Annotated in this window: 6 protein-coding genes; 5 read left to right on the top strand and 1 reads right to left on the bottom strand. The window is 69.6% G+C overall.

Features of this window, described 5'->3' with window-relative positions; genetic code table 11:
* Window positions 1-3: 3 nt before the first annotated feature.
* The 3 genes from OG385_RS04855 (at window position 4) to OG385_RS04845 (ending at window position 13,372) form a co-directional block, all read left to right on the top strand.
* Window positions 4-11,364, top strand: a complete 11,361-nt coding sequence (locus tag OG385_RS04855) for a type I polyketide synthase (RefSeq protein WP_266852138.1) — start codon at window positions 4-6, stop codon at window positions 11,362-11,364.
* The gene (locus OG385_RS04850; protein ID WP_266852136.1) at window positions 11,361-12,278 is read left to right on the top strand and encodes a proline iminopeptidase-family hydrolase; all 918 of its coding nucleotides are present in this window, start codon (window positions 11,361-11,363) and stop codon (window positions 12,276-12,278) included. Before OG385_RS04855 ends, OG385_RS04850 begins: the two co-directional genes overlap by 4 nt.
* 230 nt (window positions 12,279-12,508) lie before the next feature.
* Complete coding sequence (locus OG385_RS04845) at window positions 12,509-13,372, top strand: ACP S-malonyltransferase (RefSeq protein WP_266860639.1); 864 nt, start codon at window positions 12,509-12,511, stop codon at window positions 13,370-13,372.
* Between the two features lie 104 nt (window positions 13,373-13,476).
* On the opposite strand, the gene OG385_RS04840 is transcribed toward OG385_RS04845, so the two are convergent.
* Window positions 13,477-13,719, bottom strand: coding sequence for a phosphopantetheine-binding protein (locus OG385_RS04840; protein ID WP_266852135.1), 243 nt, complete (start codon window positions 13,717-13,719; stop codon window positions 13,477-13,479).
* Window positions 13,720-13,919: 200 nt separating this feature from the next.
* Here OG385_RS04840 and OG385_RS04835 point away from each other — a divergent pair, with 200 nt between their 5' ends.
* On the top strand, window positions 13,920-15,488 hold the full coding sequence (locus OG385_RS04835) for an AMP-binding protein (protein WP_266852133.1): 1,569 nt from the start codon (window positions 13,920-13,922) through the stop codon (window positions 15,486-15,488).
* Window positions 15,489-15,773: 285 nt separating this feature from the next.
* The gene (locus tag OG385_RS04830) at window positions 15,774-16,868 is read left to right on the top strand and encodes a cytochrome P450 (protein ID WP_266852132.1); all 1,095 of its coding nucleotides are present in this window, start codon (window positions 15,774-15,776) and stop codon (window positions 16,866-16,868) included.
* Window position 16,869 lies beyond the last annotated feature (1 nt).

Genomic DNA, 16,869 nt, shown 5'->3' with positions numbered 1-16,869 from the left:
GTGATGGGTGGCTCCGAGCAGAAGCTGGTCGATGCGCTGCGGGCATCGGTCAAGGAGGCCGAGCGGCTGCGCACGCAGAAGCGCAAGCTGGCCGCGGCCTCCAGTGAACCGATCGCCATCGTCGGCATGGCCTGCCGGTACCCGGGGGGCGCGGATTCCGCGGACGCCCTGTGGCAGCTGGTCGCCGACGAGACCGACGCGATCAGCGCGTTCCCGGACAACCGGGGCTGGGATCTGGAGCGGCTGTACGACCCGGAGGCGCGCCGCGAGAACACCTCGTACGTCGACCAGGGCGGATTCCTGCACGAGGCAGGCGACTTCGACGCCGAGTTCTTCGGGATCAGCCCGAACGAGGCGCTGATCATGGACCCCCAGCAGCGGCTGCTGCTGGAGACGGCGTGGGAGGCGTTCGAGCACGCGGGTATCGACCCCCGCCCCCTCAAGGGCAGCCCCACCGGGGTCTTCACCGGGATGATGTACCACGACTACACGCACAACAATAATTCGGGCGCCATAGCCTCCGGGCGGATCTCCTACGTCTTCGGTTTCGAAGGCCCGTCGGTGACCCTGGACACCGCGTGCTCCTCCTCTCTCGTGTCGCTGCACCTCGCCGCGCAGGCGCTGCGCTCCGGAGAGTGCACACTCGCGCTGGCGGGCGGCGTCGCCGTGATGTCCACGCCTGAGACGTTCATCGAGTTCAGCCGCCAGAAGGCATCCGCCAGGGACGGCCGCTGCAAGTCCTTCGCCGCGGCGGCCGACGGATCGGCCTGGGCCGAGGGTTCGGGCCTGCTCCTCCTGGAGCGTCTGTCCGACGCGCGGCGCAACGGCCACCAGGTGCTCGCGGTCATCAAGGGGTCCGCGGTCAACCAGGACGGTGCGTCCAACGGCCTTTCTGCGCCGCACGGCCCCTCCCAGCGCCGGGTGATCCGGCAGGCGCTGGAGAACTCCGGGCTGACCCCGGCGGATGTCGACGTGGTCGAAGCGCACGGTACGGGCACCACGCTCGGCGACCCGATCGAGGTGCAGGCGCTGCTGGCGACGTACGGGCAGGACCGGCCCGCTGACCGGCCGTTGTGGCTCGGCTCGCTCAAGTCCAACATCGGCCACACCCAGACCGCGGCCGGAGCCGCCGGTGTCATCAAGATGGTGCAGGCGATGCGGCACGGCCTGCTGCCCAGGACACTGCACGTGGACGAGCCCACCGACCAGGTGGACTGGAGCACGGGCAACGTACGGCTGCTGACCGAGGCCCGGCCCTGGCCCGAGAACGAGCGGCCGCGCCGGGCCGGAGTCTCCTCCTTCGGCTTCAGCGGCACCAACGCGCACGTCATCGTCGAGCAGGCCCCGGAACTCAGCCCCGAGCAGGCCACCGATCGCGGCTCGGCGCCGGTGCCGGAGCAGCCCCCGCAGCAGGCCACGGGTGTACTTCCGTGGGCCCTGTCCGCGCGGACCGGGCCGGCGCTGCGCGCCCAGGCCGGCCGCCTGATCGCGCACCTCGATGAGCACCCCGGTCTCCGGGCGGCCGACGTCGGCCATTCCCTGCTGACCGGCCGTACGGTCTTCGACCAGCGCGCCGTGGTCGTCGGCAGTGACCGGGAATCCCTGCTCACCGGGTTGCACGCCCTGAGTGAGGGCCTGCCGTCCGCCGGCCTGGTACAGGGCACGGCCGAGGAACCCGGCAAGACCGTGTTCGTCTTCCCCGGGCAGGGCTCGCACTGGCCGGGCATGGCCGCAGGGCTGCTGGATGTCTCCGAGGTGTTCACGGCACGGATGCACGAGTGCGCCCGTGCGCTGGCCCCGCACATCGACTGGTCACCGCTGGAGGTGGCACGCCAGGCGCCGGACGCCCCGACCCTGGACCGCGTCGACGTGGCGCAGCCGATGCTGTGGGCCGTCATGATCTCCCTGGCCGAGGTGTGGCGTGCGCACGGGGTGCGGCCCTCCGCGGTCATCGGGCACTCCCAGGGCGAGATCGCGGCCGCGTGCGTGGCCGGTGCTCTCTCGCTGGAGGACGGCGCGCGCATCGTGGCGCTGCGGAGCAAGGCTCTGCTCTCCATATCGGGCAAGGGCGCGATGATGTCCATCGTCAAGCCCGTCGACTTCGTGCGTGAGCGGCTCGGCCCGTACGGGGACAGGATCTCGGTGGCCGCGGAGAACGGTCCCAACGCCGTCGTGGTGTCGGGCGACGCGGTGGCCCTGCGGGAGTTCGAGACCGTCCTGGCCAAGGCCCGCGCCATGCGCTGGACGATCCCGGGTGTGGACTTCGCCGCTCACTCGGCGCATGTCGAGGAGATCGCCGGCGAACTGGCCGATGCCCTCTCCGGAGTGACGCCGCGCGCCCCCGAGGTGCCCGTCTATTCCACTCTCACCGGGGCGCTCCTGCCTGCCACGGACGCCATGGATTCAGCGTACTGGTACCGCAATCTGCGCTCTCCCGTGCAGTTCCACCAGGCGGCCCTGGCCGCGCTGGCCGACGGGCACACCCTGTTCGTCGAGTGCAGCCCCCACCCGGTGCTCAGGCCCGGACTTGAGGAGATCTTCGAGGACACGGGCGCCCGCGCCGCCTCCGTCGGTTCACTCGCCCGCGAGGACGCGGGCTCCACCCGTATGACCCTGTCCCTCGCGGAGGCCCATGTGCGTGGTGCCTCCGTGGACCTGACGCGCTGCGCCCCCGCGGGCGAACGGGTCGCGCTGCCCACCTACGCCTTCCAGCGGCGGCGCGACTGGATCATTCCCGACGCCGGTGCGTCGGACGTGACCGCGCTCGGCCAGCTGCCCGTGGAGCATCCCCTGCTCGGGGCGGCCGTCGCCCTCGCGGACAGCGACGGCTACGTGTTCACCAGCAGGCTCTCCCTGCAGACCCACCCGTGGCTCGGTGACCACGACGCGCTCGGCACCGTCCTGGTGCCGGGCACCGGTCTTGTGGAGCTGGCCATCCGGGCGGGCGACCAGGTCGAGTGCGACGTGCTGGAGGAACTGACGCTGCGTGCACCGCTGGTACTGCCCCGGCAGGGCGGCATCCATCTGCAGGTGGTGGTCGGTGCGCCGGACGACGCGCTGCGGCGCGGTGTGCAGGTCTACTCGCGTCTCCAGGACGCGACGACCGACCCGTGGACGCTGCACGCCGAGGGGATCCTCGCGTGCGGCGCGGCCCGCCCGTCGTTCGAACTCACCGAATGGCCGCCGGTGGACGCTACTGAGGTCTCCCTCGACGGTGCGTACGACCGGCTGCTGGAGCAGGGCTACTACTACGGGCCGGTGTTCCAGGGCCTGAAGGCGCTCTGGACCCGGGGCGACGAGGTCTTCGCCGAGGCGGTGCTGCCCGAGCAGGCCCATGCCGACGCCGAACGGTTCGGGCTGCACCCGGCGCTCTTCGACGCGGCCATGCACGCCGGCCTCCTCGAAGACGGCGGCAGCAGGGACGGCGCGACCGTCCTGCCCTTCGCCTGGAGCGGCGTCACCCTCCACGCGGCCGGGGCCAAGGCACTCCGGGTGCGGATCACCAAGGCAGAGCACGACTCGGTGTCCGTCGCCGTCGCCGACGCGACGGGGCGTGCGGTGCTCTCGGTCGATTCGCTGGCCGCACTGCCGGTGACCGCCGAGCAGCTGGGCGCTGCCGAGGAGGGCCGCCGCGAGCTTCCGTACCGCATCAGCTGGCAGCCGGTCCCGGGCGAAGGGGCGGACGAGAACACCGAGTTCACCGAATGGGACGCACGGTACGAGGGGGAGACCGCACCGGACACCGTCGTGCACCGGGTGGAGCCGTCCGTCGCCGACGACGTCCTCGGCGGCGTACGGGACATCGCGCACCGCACGCTGGCCGCCCTCCAGGAATGGCTGGCCGACGAGCGCTTCGCGAACTCACGACTGGCCGTCGTCACCCGCCACGCCGTCGCTGTCACCGGCTCAGAGCCGGGCCAGGGCAGCACCGGTGCTCCGGACGGGGACATCGATCTGGGCCAGGCACCCGTGTGGGGAATGGTCCGTGCGGCGCAGGCGGAGAACCCGGGGCGTTTCCTGCTGGTCGACCTCGGCACCGCGGACGGGCCCCAGGGCCTCGCCGCTGCCATCGGGTCGGGGGAGACGGAGACTGCCGTACGCGACGGCGCCGTGCTGACCCCCAGGCTCGTGGCGGCCAACCACCCCGAGGACGCCGCACCTCCCGTCCTGAACCCGGCGGGTACCGTCCTGATCACCGGCGGAACCGGCGGAATCGGCGCGGAAGTCGCCCGCCACCTGGCCACGGTCCACGGCGTACGGCATCTGCTGCTGACCAGCCGGCGGGGCGAGCAGACCCCCGGTGTGGGTGAACTGCGCACGGAACTGGCCGCTTTGGGCGCCGAGACCACCGTGGCCGCCTGTGACGTCACGGACCGCGCGGCGCTGACGGCGCTGCTGGGCACCGTCCCCGCCGGGCACCCCCTCACCGGTGTCGTCCACGCGGCCGGTGTCACCGACAACGGGCTGCTCAGCACGCTCACACCGGAACGGTTCGACGCCGTGCTCGGCGCCAAGGCGGACGCCGCCTGGCATCTGCACGAGCTGACCCGCGACATGGATCTCGGCCTGTTCCTGCTGTTCTCCTCCTCCGGCGGCATGGTGCTGGCCTCGGGCCAGGCCAACTACGCGGCAGCCAACGTGTTCCTGGACGCGCTCGCCGTCCACCGGCACCACCACGGCCTGGCCGGTACGTCACTGGCATGGGGCCTGTGGCTGGGGGCCGGTATGAGCGGGCTCCTCCAGGACGTCGATCTTCAGCGGATGGCCCGTCAGGGTCTGCCCGGTTTCCGGGTGGACGAGGGCCTCGCCCTGCTCGACACCTCCCTGGAGATCGGGGCCCCGGTGCTGGCCCCCCTCCGGATCGATCAGGCGGCGCTGCGTGCCCGTGCGGACGAGATCCCCGCGCTGCTGCGCGGTCTGGCCAGGGTGCCCGGCCGTCGCCTGCGCAAGGCCGCGGACGGGACGTCGGACGCGTCCGCCGTCCAGCGGATGCTGGCCGGTGCAGGCCCCGAGCAGCGGATACGGAAACTGCTGGACCTGGTACGGAGCCACGTCGCGGGCGTGCTCGGCCATGCGGACCCGGACGCGCTCGACCCGGACCAGGCGTTCAAGGACCTCGGCTTCGACTCGCTCACCGCGGTGGAACTGCGCAACCGCCTCAACGCGGCCACCGGACTGAGGCTGCCCGCGACCCTGATCTTCGACCATCCCACCGCACAAGCTGTCGCGTCCTACCTGGACACGGCACTCGCCGGTGTGAAGCCGAAGCAGCCCAACCGGACAGTCCCCGCGGAGGGGTTGTTGGCGGGGGAGTCGGTTGCGGTGGTGGGGATGGCGTGTCGGTATCCGGGTGGGGTGTCGTCGCCGGAGGGTTTGTGGGGTGTGGTGTCCGGTGGTGTGGATGCTGTGGGGGTGTTTCCGGGGGATCGTGGTTGGGATGTTGGTGGGTTGTTCGATCCGGTGGTGGGTCGGGCGGGGAAGTCGTATGCGCGGGAGGGGGGTTTTCTGGGGGGTGCGGGTTTGTTTGATGCGGGTTTGTTCGGGGTGAGTCCGAATGAGGCGTTGTCGATGGATCCGCAGCAGCGGTTGTTGTTGGAGGCGTCGTGGGAGGCGTTGGAGCGGTCGGGTGTTGATCCTTTGTCGTTGAAGGGGAGTGCGACGGGTGTTTTCGCGGGGTTGATGTATCACGATTATGGTTTGGGTGCTGAGGCTGCGGTGACCAGTGGGGGGAGTCTGGTTTCTGGTCGGGTGGCTTATACGTTGGGTCTTGAGGGTCCGGCGGTGACGGTGGATACGGCGTGTTCGTCGTCGTTGGTGGCGATGCATTTGGCGGCGCAGTCGTTGCGGTCGGGTGAGAGTTCGCTGGCGTTGGCGGGTGGTGTGACCGTCATGTCCACCCCCGACATGTTCGTGGACTTCAGCCGCCAGCGGGGCCTGGCCCCCGACGGCCGGTGCAAGTCCTTCGCCAGCGGCGCCGACGGCACCGCGCTCTCGGAGGGTGTGGGCGTCCTGGTGCTGGAGCGTCTGTCGGATGCGCGGCGCAACGGTCACCCGGTGCTGGCGCTGCTGAAGGGATCAGCCGTCAACCAGGACGGCGCGTCCAACGGCATGACCGCCCCCCACGGACCCTCGCAGGAACGCGTCATCCAGGCCGCCCTGTCCATCGCCGGCCTGCGTCCGACCGATGTGGATGTGGTGGAGGCACACGGTACGGGGACCCGGCTGGGTGATCCGATCGAGGCGCAGGCGCTGCTGGCGACATACGGCCAGGACCGTGCGGAGGATCGGCCGTTGTGGTTGGGCTCGGTGAAGTCGAATATTGGTCATACGCAGGCTGCTGCGGGTGTGGCGGGTGTGATCAAGATGGTGATGGCGTTGCGGGAGGGTGTTCTTCCGCGGACGTTGCATGTGGATGAGCCGTCGTCGCAGGTGGATTGGTCTGCGGGTGCGGTGGAGTTGCTGACGGAGGAGCGGGCGTGGCCTGCTGAGGCGGGTCGTCCGCGGCGGGCTGGTGTGTCGTCGTTCGGCCTGAGCGGGACGAATGCGCACGTCATCCTGGAGGAACCGGAGGCGCTGCCGGTGCCGGTTGAGGTGCCTGTTGGTGGTGTGGTGCCGTGGGTGGTGTCCGGGGGCAGTGCTGAGGCGTTGCGTGCGCAGGCTGCGGCTCTGGTGGCGCATGTGGAGCAAGGCGCCGACTTGCATCCGGTGGATGTGGCCTACTCCCTGGCTACCTCGCGCTCGGCACTGAAACATCGGGCTGTGGTGGTGGCGGGGGACCGTGAGGGGTTCGTCGAGGGTCTGCGTTCGGTGGTTTCGGGTGCGGGTCGTGTGGTGGATTCGGTTCGTCGTGGGCGTGTTGGGTTCTTGTTTACGGGTCAAGGTGCTCAGCGGGTGGGGATGGGGCGTGGTCTGTATGAGGCGTTCCCGGTGTTTGCTGAGGCGTTTGATGCGGTGGTGGGGTTGCTGGATGCCGAGCTGTCGGGTGCCGGTACGGACGTTTCGGTGCGTGAGGTGGTCTGGGGCACTGATGCTGGTGCGCTGAACCGGACGGTGTTTGCGCAGGCGGGGTTGTTCGCGGTTGAGGTGGCGTTGTTCCGGTTGCTTGAGTCGTGGGGTGTGCGGCCTGACTTTGTGGCTGGTCATTCGATTGGTGAGGTGGCTGCGGCTCATGTGGCGAGGGTGTTGTCGCTTGAGGATGCTGTGGTGTTGGTGGCCGCGCGTGGGCGGTTGATGCAGGCGCTGCCTTCGGGTGGTGTGATGGTCGCGGTCGGGGCCCCGGAGGCTGAGGTTGCCGGGCTGTTGTCGGCTGGTGTGTGTATCGCCGCCGTCAATGGCCCGTCCTCGGTGGTGATTTCGGGTGCTGAGGCGGAGGTTCTGGAGCTGGCCGGGCGGATCGCTGCGCTCGGTCGTAAGACGAAGCGGCTTGATGTGAGTCACGCGTTCCACTCGGTGTTGATGGACCCGATGCTGGACGACTTCGCGGCTGTAGTAGAGAAACTCACCTTCAATGCACCCCAGTTGTCGGCCGTCTCGACCGTCACCGGTGGTGGGGTCGAGGGTGAGTGGTCGGATCCTGGTTATTGGGTGCGGCAGGTGCGTGAGCCGGTGCGTTTCGCGGATGCGGTGACCACACTCGTCGGCCGTGGTGTGGGGTCGTTTGTGGAGGTGGGGCCGGATGCGGCTCTGGTTCCGATGGGTGTGGAGGTGGTCGGTGACGATGATGTTGATGGGGTGGCGTTTGTTGGGTTGCAGCGTCGTGGTCGTGATGAGGCCACGGAGCTTCTGACAGGTCTGGGAGGGCTGTTCGCGCGGGGCGTTCCGGTGGACTGGCGGGCGTTCTTCGCCGGATCCAGTGCCCGGCTGACCGAACTCCCCACGTACGCCTTCCAACACCAGCGCTACTGGGCCCACTCACCCGTCGGCTCCGGCGACGCGTCATCGCTCGGCCTGGGCGACCCCGAGCACCCGTTGCTCGGTGCTGTCGTCGAACTGCCGGGAGATGACAGCCGCGTACTGACCGGACGGCTTTCGCCTGGCCTCCAGCCCTGGCTGGGTGATCACCGGCTCGGTGAGACCATCCTCTTCCCGGCCACCGGCTTCGTCGAGCTCGCACTGCGCGCCGGCGATCAGGTCGGCTGCGATGTACTGGAGGAACTCACCCTCCAGGCGCCCCTCGTGCTCGCCGAGGACCAGGGAACGCAGATCCAGGCAGTGGTCGCCGGCCCCGACGCGTCAGGGCGCAGGTCGCTGAGCGTCTACTCCCGAGCGGAGGACGCATCCGGCGGCCCGTGGACCTGCCATGTGGAGGGGTTCCTCGCGCCGGGCGCGCGTCCGGCGGCGTTCGAGCTGACGCAGTGGCCGCCCGCCGGTGCGGAGCCGATGGATGTGACCGATGCGTACGCCCGGCTGCTGGGCCGGGGATACGGCTACGGTCCGGTGTTCCAGGGACTGACGGCCGCATGGACCGCCGGGGAGGAGATCTTCGCGGAGATCACGCTGCCCGAGGAGGCCCACGACGATGCGGGCCGGCTCGGCCTGCACCCCGCACTGCTGGACGCGGCCACCCACGCCGCACTGATCCATGACGGTGCACCCGGCGGAGACAGCGCCGTGCTGCCCTTCGCCTGGATGGATGTGTCCCTCTACGCCACCGGCGCCTCCGGTCTGCGCGTCCGGCTCACCCCCACCGAACAGGGCATCGCACTGGCCGTGGCCGACCAGACCGGACGGCCCGTGCTGGCAGCCGGATCCGTGCTGTCCAGGCCCGTGTCCCTCGACCAGCTGGGGGCAGCCGGAGCGGGCGGGCACCACAAGAGCCTCTACCAGGTCGATTGGGCCCCGCTTCCTGCCCCGGCACTCGACGGACCGCCACTCACCTGGGCGGACTGGGCGGACTGGGCGGGTCGCGCCGAGCACGGGGCAGCGGTCCAGGACAGCCCCCTGCCCGACCTGTTCCTCCTGCGGAGCAGGCCCGGCCACGACGCCGCGGCCGTGCACGACCGTACGAGGCAGGCACTGGAAGCCGTCCAGGCCTATCTCGCCGAGGACCGGCTCGCCGGAACCAGGCTGCTCGTCCTCACCCGGGGCGCCGTGGCGATGTCCGGCGAGGACGTGACCGACCTGGCGGGTGCGACGGTATGGGGGCTGGTGCGCGCGGCGCAGCAGGAGAACCCCGGCCGCATCCTGCTCGCCGACACGGACGAGGACCTCGGCACGGACGATGGTCCCGGCACGGTGGCCGACGTCGAAGTGCCGCGGATCGCTGCCGCGGCCGCTGCGGAGTCCCAGGCGGTGCTGCGGGGCGGTACCGCCCATGTGGCGAGGCTGAGCAGGGTCCCGGCAGGCCCCGTGCGCCCCGGCGGGTTCGGCGAGGCCGGCACGGTGCTGGTCACCGGCGCCTCGGGCACCCTCGGCCGGCTGATCGCGCGTCACCTCGTGGCCGCCCATGGAGTCAGGCACCTGCTCCTGACCAGCAGGCGCGGTGCGGCCGCCGACGGCATACCGCAGCTGATGGACGAACTGACGGCGATGGGGGCCGAGGTCCGGGCCGTGGCGGCCGACGCGGGTGACCGTGCCCAGCTGGCCGCCGTACTGGACGGCATACCGGCAGCACACCCGCTGACCGGTGTGGTGCACGCGGCGGGGCTGCTGGACGACGGAGTGATCGCCACACTGACGCCCGGACGGGTCGATGCGACTCTGCACAGCAAGGTCGATGCCGTACTCCATCTCCACGAACTCACCAAGGAGTTGGACCTCACCGCGTTCGTGCTGTTCTCCTCCATGGCCGGTGTGTTCGGCAACGCCGGCCAGGCCGGCTACTCGGCGGCCAACGCCTTCCTGGACGCCTTCGCCACGCACCGCAGGGCCGCCGGACTCCCGGGAACCTCGCTCGCCTGGGGCGCCTGGTCCAGGGACGTGGGCATGGCGAGCACGCTGACCGACCACGACCGGGAGCGGATGAGCGGGCGCGGCATCGACGAACTCACCACCGACCAGGGGCTCGCGCTCTTCGACGCGGCGATCCGTGCGGAGGCTCCCGTACTGCTCCCGGTCGGCTTCAACCCGGCGGTGCTCGCCGCGGCGGGCGAGGAACTGCCGCCCCTGCTGCGCGGCCTGGTGCCCACGGTCAGGCGCCGCCCGGCCGGTGCCGGTGCACCAGTTCAGGCATCCGTACGCGAACAGCTGGCCGGTCTGGACGAGCAGGAACAGGAGGCGCTGCTCCTCCAGCTCGTCAGGGACGGCTCGGCCAAGGTCCTGGGGCACGACAGTGCCGACGCGGTGGACCCGGAGCGGGACTTCCTGGAGTCGGGCTTCGACTCGCTGACCTCCCTCGAACTGCGGAACGGCCTCAACCGGGCAACCGGGCTGCGGCTTTCGCCGACCGCTGTGTTCGACAACAAGACCCCGGCCGAGCTGGCCCGGTTCCTGCACGGCCTGCTGGCGGCGCAGGCGCCGTCGGGGGCGAGCGAAGCGGAGGCGGGGGACGTCCCGGGTGAGGTCTCCGGAGCGGGCTCTCTGAGCACACTGTTCCGGGCAGCGGCCGAGGCAGGGCGGATGGACAAGGGATTCGACCTGCTGCGTACGGTGGCCGACTTCCGGCCGACGTTCGACGCGGCGGCACAGGCCGGACCGCTCGCGGCTCCGGTACGGCTGGCCGAAGGCCCGGGCGCACCCCGGCTGATCTGCATCAGCACCCCCATGGCAACCGGAGGCGTCGCCCAGCACGCCCGGCTGGCCGCGGCGTTCCGAGGGGAACGCCAGGTCTCCGCGGTACCGCTGCCGGGATTCCGGACCGGGGAGCCGCTGCCCGCGAGTACATCCGCCGCGGTCGACGTCGTGGCAGGCGCGGTGCTCGACGCCGCCGAGGGCGAACCGTTCGTCCTGATCGGCTACTCGGCCGGCGGCACACTCGCGTACGCGACCGCCGCGTACCTGGAGAACGAACTGGGCATCACCCCGGCCGGAGTCGTCCTGCTCGACAGCTTCCGGATGGACTCGGCGACGGGCGGGGTGTCACTGGACGCCCTGGCGCACGGGCTGCTCGCCAAGGAGTCCGCCTTCGGCGGCTTCGACGACGCACGGCTTTCGGGCATGGCGGGCTGGGGCAAGGTCCTCTCCGAGTTCGCGCCGGCTCCCGTGGCCGCTCCGGTGCTGCTCGTGCAGTGCACGGAGTCCTTCGCACCGTCCGGGGAGAGCGAGGGGCAGGACGCCGACACCTGGCGGGCCCAGCCCTGGTTCCCGGAACATGACGTCGCCCCGATACGGGCGAACCACTTCACGGTCATCGAGGAGCAGGCGACGGACACCGCCGCGCTGATCTCCGACTGGCTCAACTCAACGGATCGAGGGCGAACTTCATGACGCTGGCACCCACCGCCAAGGGAACGGTCCCGTTCGGTGAGTACGAGACCTGGTACCGGATCACCGGCGACCTGAGCTCCGGACGCCCGCCCGTCGTCGTCGTACACGGCGGGCCCGGCAGCACGCACGACTACCTGCTGAGCCTGACCGCGCTCGCCGAAGAGGGCTGGCCCGTCGTCCACTACGACCAGCTCGGCAACGGGGGCTCCACCCACCTGCCCGGACGCGGCGCCGACTTCTGGACCACCGACCTGTTCGAGGCCGAGCTGGACAACCTGATCCAGCGGCTCGGCATCGCCGGCGGCTACATCCTCTACGGGCAGTCCTGGGGCGGCATGCTGGTCGCCCGGCACGCCGCTGCCCGGCCGGCCGGACTGCGCGGCCTCGTCATCGCCAACTCGCCCGCCTCGTACCCGCTGTGGCGCCAGGAGATGGACCGGCTCCGGGCCGAACTGCCCCCGGGCGTCGATGAGACGCTACGCCGCCACGAGGCCGCGGGCACCACCGAGAACGACGAGTACCACCAGGCCATGCGGGTCTTCTACGAGAAGCATGTCTGCCTGCTCAGGCCCTGGCCGCGGGACTACCTGGCCTCGTTCTACGAGGTCTACAACGACCCGACGGTGTACTACACCATGAACGGCCCGACCGAGTTCCATGTCACCGGAACACTGCGCGACTGGTCCGTCGAGGACTGCTGCCCGGACATCGAGGTGCCGACGCTGCTGATCTCGGGACGGCACGACGAGGCCACCCCTGCCACCGTCCAGCCGTTCCAGGACCTCATACCGGACGTGAGGTGGGAGATCCTGGAGAACTCCAGTCACCTGCCGCACCTGGAGGAGCCGGAACTGTTCAACAAGATCATGACGGAGTATCTGACGAGTCTGCGGTCCGGGCAGAGAAACGTGTAGTCCGGGCAGCGGCAGGGGAGTCCGGGAACCGGTAGGGGCCGCTAGGGGTACTGGCGGCGGCCCCACCGGAACAAACTGGCCGGGACGGCCGGAACCTGCCGTCGCACCGCCGATATGAGAATTGCGTAGGGGACAGGACCATGGAGAGTGTTCCGCCGTCCGGCAGCGCGGCCAGCGCGGTCATTTTTCCCGGAATGGGTCCCTGCCCATTCAGTGACGTGGCGAAGTTCATGCTGGTGAATCCCGCAGCGAGGAAACTCGTGGCCACTGCGGACGAAGTACTTGGATATTCACTCGTGGACCGGTTCCGGGAGACCGAAGGGGATTACAGCGAATACGCCCAGGTCGCTTTCCTCGTCAACTGCCTGGCGCTGGCCGAATGGGCGGAGGAATCAATCGGGCTGCGGCCGGATCTCTGTGTGGGGCCGAGTTTCGGCGGAAAAGCAGTGGCCGTGTATTCGGGCGCCCTGCCCTTCGAGGAGGCCGTCGGCATGACGGCGCGCTGGGCGCGGGCCCTGGAGGAGTACTTCGCCGTCGCGCACCGGGACGTGGTGACGCACTCCTTCGCCCGCACCGATGAGGACGCGCTGGCCAAGATCCTGGCCGAGTTCGACGAGCAGGGCGAGTGGTACGACATCTCCTGCCGCGTCGACCACGACTTCCACATGCTCTCGCTCCACGAGAGCCGGCTGGAGTGGCTGAAGTCCCGTGTCCGGTCCCTCGGCGGTCTGCCGCTCTACACGATGCGCCCGCCGATGCACTCCGGCGCGTTCCGTCCGCTGCGCGACAGCGTGGAGCAGGACATCTTCGCCGACCTGCACTTCACCGACCCGGTGCGGCCGGTGGTCGCCGATCAGGACGGCCGCGTCCTCACCACGGGTGCGGAGGTGCGCGCCATGCTGCTGGACGGTTTCGTCCAGGCGGTCCAGTGGCCGGACGTGGTGGCGGCGCTGAAGGACGCGGGCGTGCGGAAGGTGTTCGTCTCCGGTCCGGACAGCCTCTTCGGCCGGGTCGGCGTCACGACCCGCAACTTCGAGGTCGTTCCGGTCAATCCGAGGCTCGCGCTGCAACCGCGCCGCCGGGGCGCCGCATAACGAGGGAACGCGCACACAGAAGTGCCCTCCGTAATCGAGGAGATCGCGAAGGGCAATTTCTGTGTCCGGACCCGCTGTTGTCCGGGGCCGCAGGAGGAACCGGGTCAGCGGGCGAGACTCCGGGAGACCGCCGCCCAGAGCACCCCCGGAGTCGCGAACGTCTCCGTGGTCAGCATGTCGTCGACGAAGCGAACGTCGTACATCGTCTCCAGTGACGCCAGCATTTCCACGGTACCGAGCGAGTCCAGTCCGAGGTCACGCAGACCTGAATCGGCGGTCAGGGTCTCATGCGGACCCAGGAACGGCAGATACTTGCGCAGCAGCTCTTCGAATTGCTCGTCCCACATGGTGACTCCGCATCTTGTAATTGCTAGGTGCCGGACTATGCGCCGGACTTGTGTGCCGGACTTGTGTGCTGGACTAGGCGTCTGGCTATGTGTCGGGCTATGTGCCGCAATAATTTTCAATGTGACTGTATTCGGCGTGTGCGATGAAGGCACCCCCTATCTCCCCCTTCTTTTCGGTACCTCTTGAGGAGGCTGGAAACATGTCCGCCGACAAGGCTCTCCACGCGCGCTTCTTGCGTGGTCTCGAACTTTCGCCCGGGAAGGCCGCGGTACGGGCCGGCCGGGAGTCCGTCACCTACGAGGAGGCCCACGAGCGTGCGCTGCGCTGGGCCGGCGCCCTGCTGGCAGGTTCGAGCGGGGAGAGCGCGCCGCGCGCGGTCGGCGTACTGGCCGCCAAGAGCGTCGACGCCTACGTGGGACTGCTGGCCGCGCTCTACGCCGGTGCCGCCGCCGTCCCGCTGAACCCCGGCTTCCCCGCCGCCCGCACCCGGTACATGCTCCAGACCTCCGCGGTGTCGGCGGTCCTGGCGGACGAACAGGGGCTGGCCGCGCTGGCGGACGGGGCCGCGCCCGGCACGGACCTTCCCGTCCTGCCGCTCGGCGGCGCATCCGTGCCCCACGGGCACCGGGCCATCGGAACCGGGCCACGCGGCACCCTCGACGCCCCGCGGCCCGCCGGGAGCGACGACACCGCGTACATGCTCTTCACCTCCGGTTCCACCGGCCGGCCCAAGGGCGTACGGATCACCCACGGCAACCTGCACCACTACTTCCAACTCCTGGACCGGCGCTACGACTTCCACCAGGACGACGTCTTCTCCCAGACCTTCGACCTGAACTTCGACTGCGCCATGTTCGACGTCTTCAACGCCTGGGGCGCGGGAGCCACCGTGCAGGCGGTGCCCGCGCAGGCCTACAGCGACATGCCGTCCTTCTTCGCCGGACACGACATCAGCGTCTGGTTCTCCACGCCGAGTGCCATCCCCCTGATCCGCAGGATGAGCGGCCTCGGGCCGGGATCCCTGCCCACACTGCGCTGGTCCCTGTTCGCGGGTGAGGCACTGAAGGCTGCCGACGCCGTGGACTGGCAGTCGGCGGCCCCCGGTTCGACGCTGGAGAACATCTACGGGCCCACCGAGCTGACCGTCACCATCACCGGGCACCGCTGGTCCCCGCAGGACTCGCCCGCCCGGTGCGTCAACGGCCTGGTCCCCATCGGCGCCGTCAACGAAGGCCACGACCACCTGCTGCTCGACGGCAACGGTGACCCGGTGCGGGGCGAGGGCGAACTGTGCGTCACCGGGCCTCAGATGGTCCCCGGCTATCTGGATCCCGCCGACGAGCAGGGCCGCTTCCACCCCTACGACGGCCGTACGTGGTACCGCACGGGGGACAGGGTGCGCACGCTGGACAACGGAGAGCTGATCTACCTGGGCCGGCTCGACAACCAGGTGCAGATCCAGGGCTGGCGCGTCGAGCTCTCCGAGGTGGAGCACGCCCTGCGCGCAGCCGAAGGTGTCACGGAAGCGGTCGCCGTCACCCGCGCCTCGGGCAACGGACTCGAACTCGTCGTCTACTACACCGGATCCCCGACCGCGCCGTCCGTGCTGGCCAGGGAGCTGCGCCAGACGCTGCCGCAGGGGATGCTGCCGCGCGAGTACCGGCACCTGGACGAATTGCCCCTGAACTCGAACCGGAAGATCGACCGGGGCAAACTCGCGGCCGCGTGCGCCACCGGGACCCCCATGGCTGAAACAGCAGTGGTTTAGGGGTCGTTAGGGGTGCTGGAGGCGTCCCGCGCTGAATAGCGTTTGGCTCAAGAAACTCGCTCGTGCCGTGTGCGGGACCGTGGCCGCAGCCATTGACCGCGAGGTGGATCACCTGCCGGCAAGGCCCGTCCCAAGAGGGGAATCATGACCGAAATAGCTGAAGCGGAAAACACTGAGGCAGAGGTAAGGCGCCCGTTTCCGCTTGCCGCTCGTTGTCCGTTCGGTGCACCGGCCGAGTACGCGGAGCTGCGTAAGACCGAACCGGTGTCCAAGGTGACCGTAGCCGTGAACGGCCGGCCCGCCTGGCTCTTCACCAAATACGACCTCATCCGGCAGATCCTCTCCGACCCCCGGCTGAGTGCGAACATCAAGCTGCCGGGATATCCGATCCCGATCAATGTGGACGACGCGTACGTCCAGACGGTCCGCCGGGGGCTCTTCAACCTGGACGGTCACGACCACGCCGTGCAGCGACGCCTTCTCGGCCCCGAGTTCAGCGTCAAGACGCTGGAGAAGCTGCGCCCGCGCATTCAGTCGATCGTCGACGGATACATCGACCGGATGATCGAGCAGGGTGGCCCTGTCGACCTGGTGGCGGCCCTCTCCATCCCCATGCCGTCGCAGGTCGTCTGCGAGATCCTGGGCATTCCCTTCCAGGACCGGGAAGTCTTCCAGAAGTGGTCGGGCACGCTGATGAACAGCGCCACCCTGCCCGAGGAGCAGATCCGGATCATCGGGCAGATGGAGGAGTACCTCGGCAAGCAGATCGCCGAGAAGGCCGCCAACCCCGGTGACGACCTGCCCAGCCGTGTCCTGGAGAAGAACGAGCGTGAGGGCCACGGCCTCACTCACGAGGACATCGCCTGGATGACGAACGTCCTGAACGGCGCCGCCCACGAGACCACGGCCAACAACCTCACCCTCGGGGTCCTCGCGCTGCTCCAGCACCCGGACCAGCTCGCCGAGTTCAAGGCCGACCCCTCGCTCGCGCCCAAGGTCGTCGAAGAGGTGCTGCGTTACGCCAGCACCAACGACTGGGGTACCTCCCGGGTCGCGACCGAGGACATCGAGATCGGCGGAGTGCTGATTCGCGCGGGTGACGGAATCATCACCTCACGCGTCGCGGCCAACTACGACGACGAGGCCTTCGAGGACCCGGGCACCTTCGACATCCACCGGGGCGCGAGCAGCCACCTCGCATTCGGATACGGCCCGCACGGGTGTGTCGCGCAGAACCTGGCACGCCTGGAACTCCAGATAGCCCTCACCACCCTGTTCACGCGCATTCCCGAGCTGCGGCTCGATGTTCCCGCCGTGGAACTGCGTGTGCGCGAGGACGCGCTCATCCACGGGATTCACGAACTCCCGGTCACCTGGTAAC

Origin of the sequence: Streptomyces sp. NBC_01306 (genome assembly GCF_026340465.1) — a bacterium.
In the GTDB taxonomy this organism is placed as follows: domain Bacteria; phylum Actinomycetota; class Actinomycetes; order Streptomycetales; family Streptomycetaceae; genus Streptomyces.
Note: the sequence above shows the minus strand (reverse complement) of the source record. Positions and strands in the feature narration are given on the sequence as shown.

Coding starts and splice junctions, on each gene's coding strand:
- OG385_RS04855 (WP_266852138.1), top strand. CDS start 4: ATGGGTGGCTCCGAGCAGAAGCTGGTCGATGCGCTGCGGGCATCGGTC.
- OG385_RS04835 (WP_266852133.1), top strand. CDS start 13,920: ATGTCCGCCGACAAGGCTCTCCACGCGCGCTTCTTGCGTGGTCTCGAA.
- OG385_RS04850 (WP_266852136.1), top strand. CDS start 11,361: ATGACGCTGGCACCCACCGCCAAGGGAACGGTCCCGTTCGGTGAGTAC.
- OG385_RS04840 (WP_266852135.1), bottom strand. CDS start 13,719: ATGTGGGACGAGCAATTCGAAGAGCTGCTGCGCAAGTATCTGCCGTTC.
- OG385_RS04845 (WP_266860639.1), top strand. CDS start 12,509: ATGCTGGTGAATCCCGCAGCGAGGAAACTCGTGGCCACTGCGGACGAA.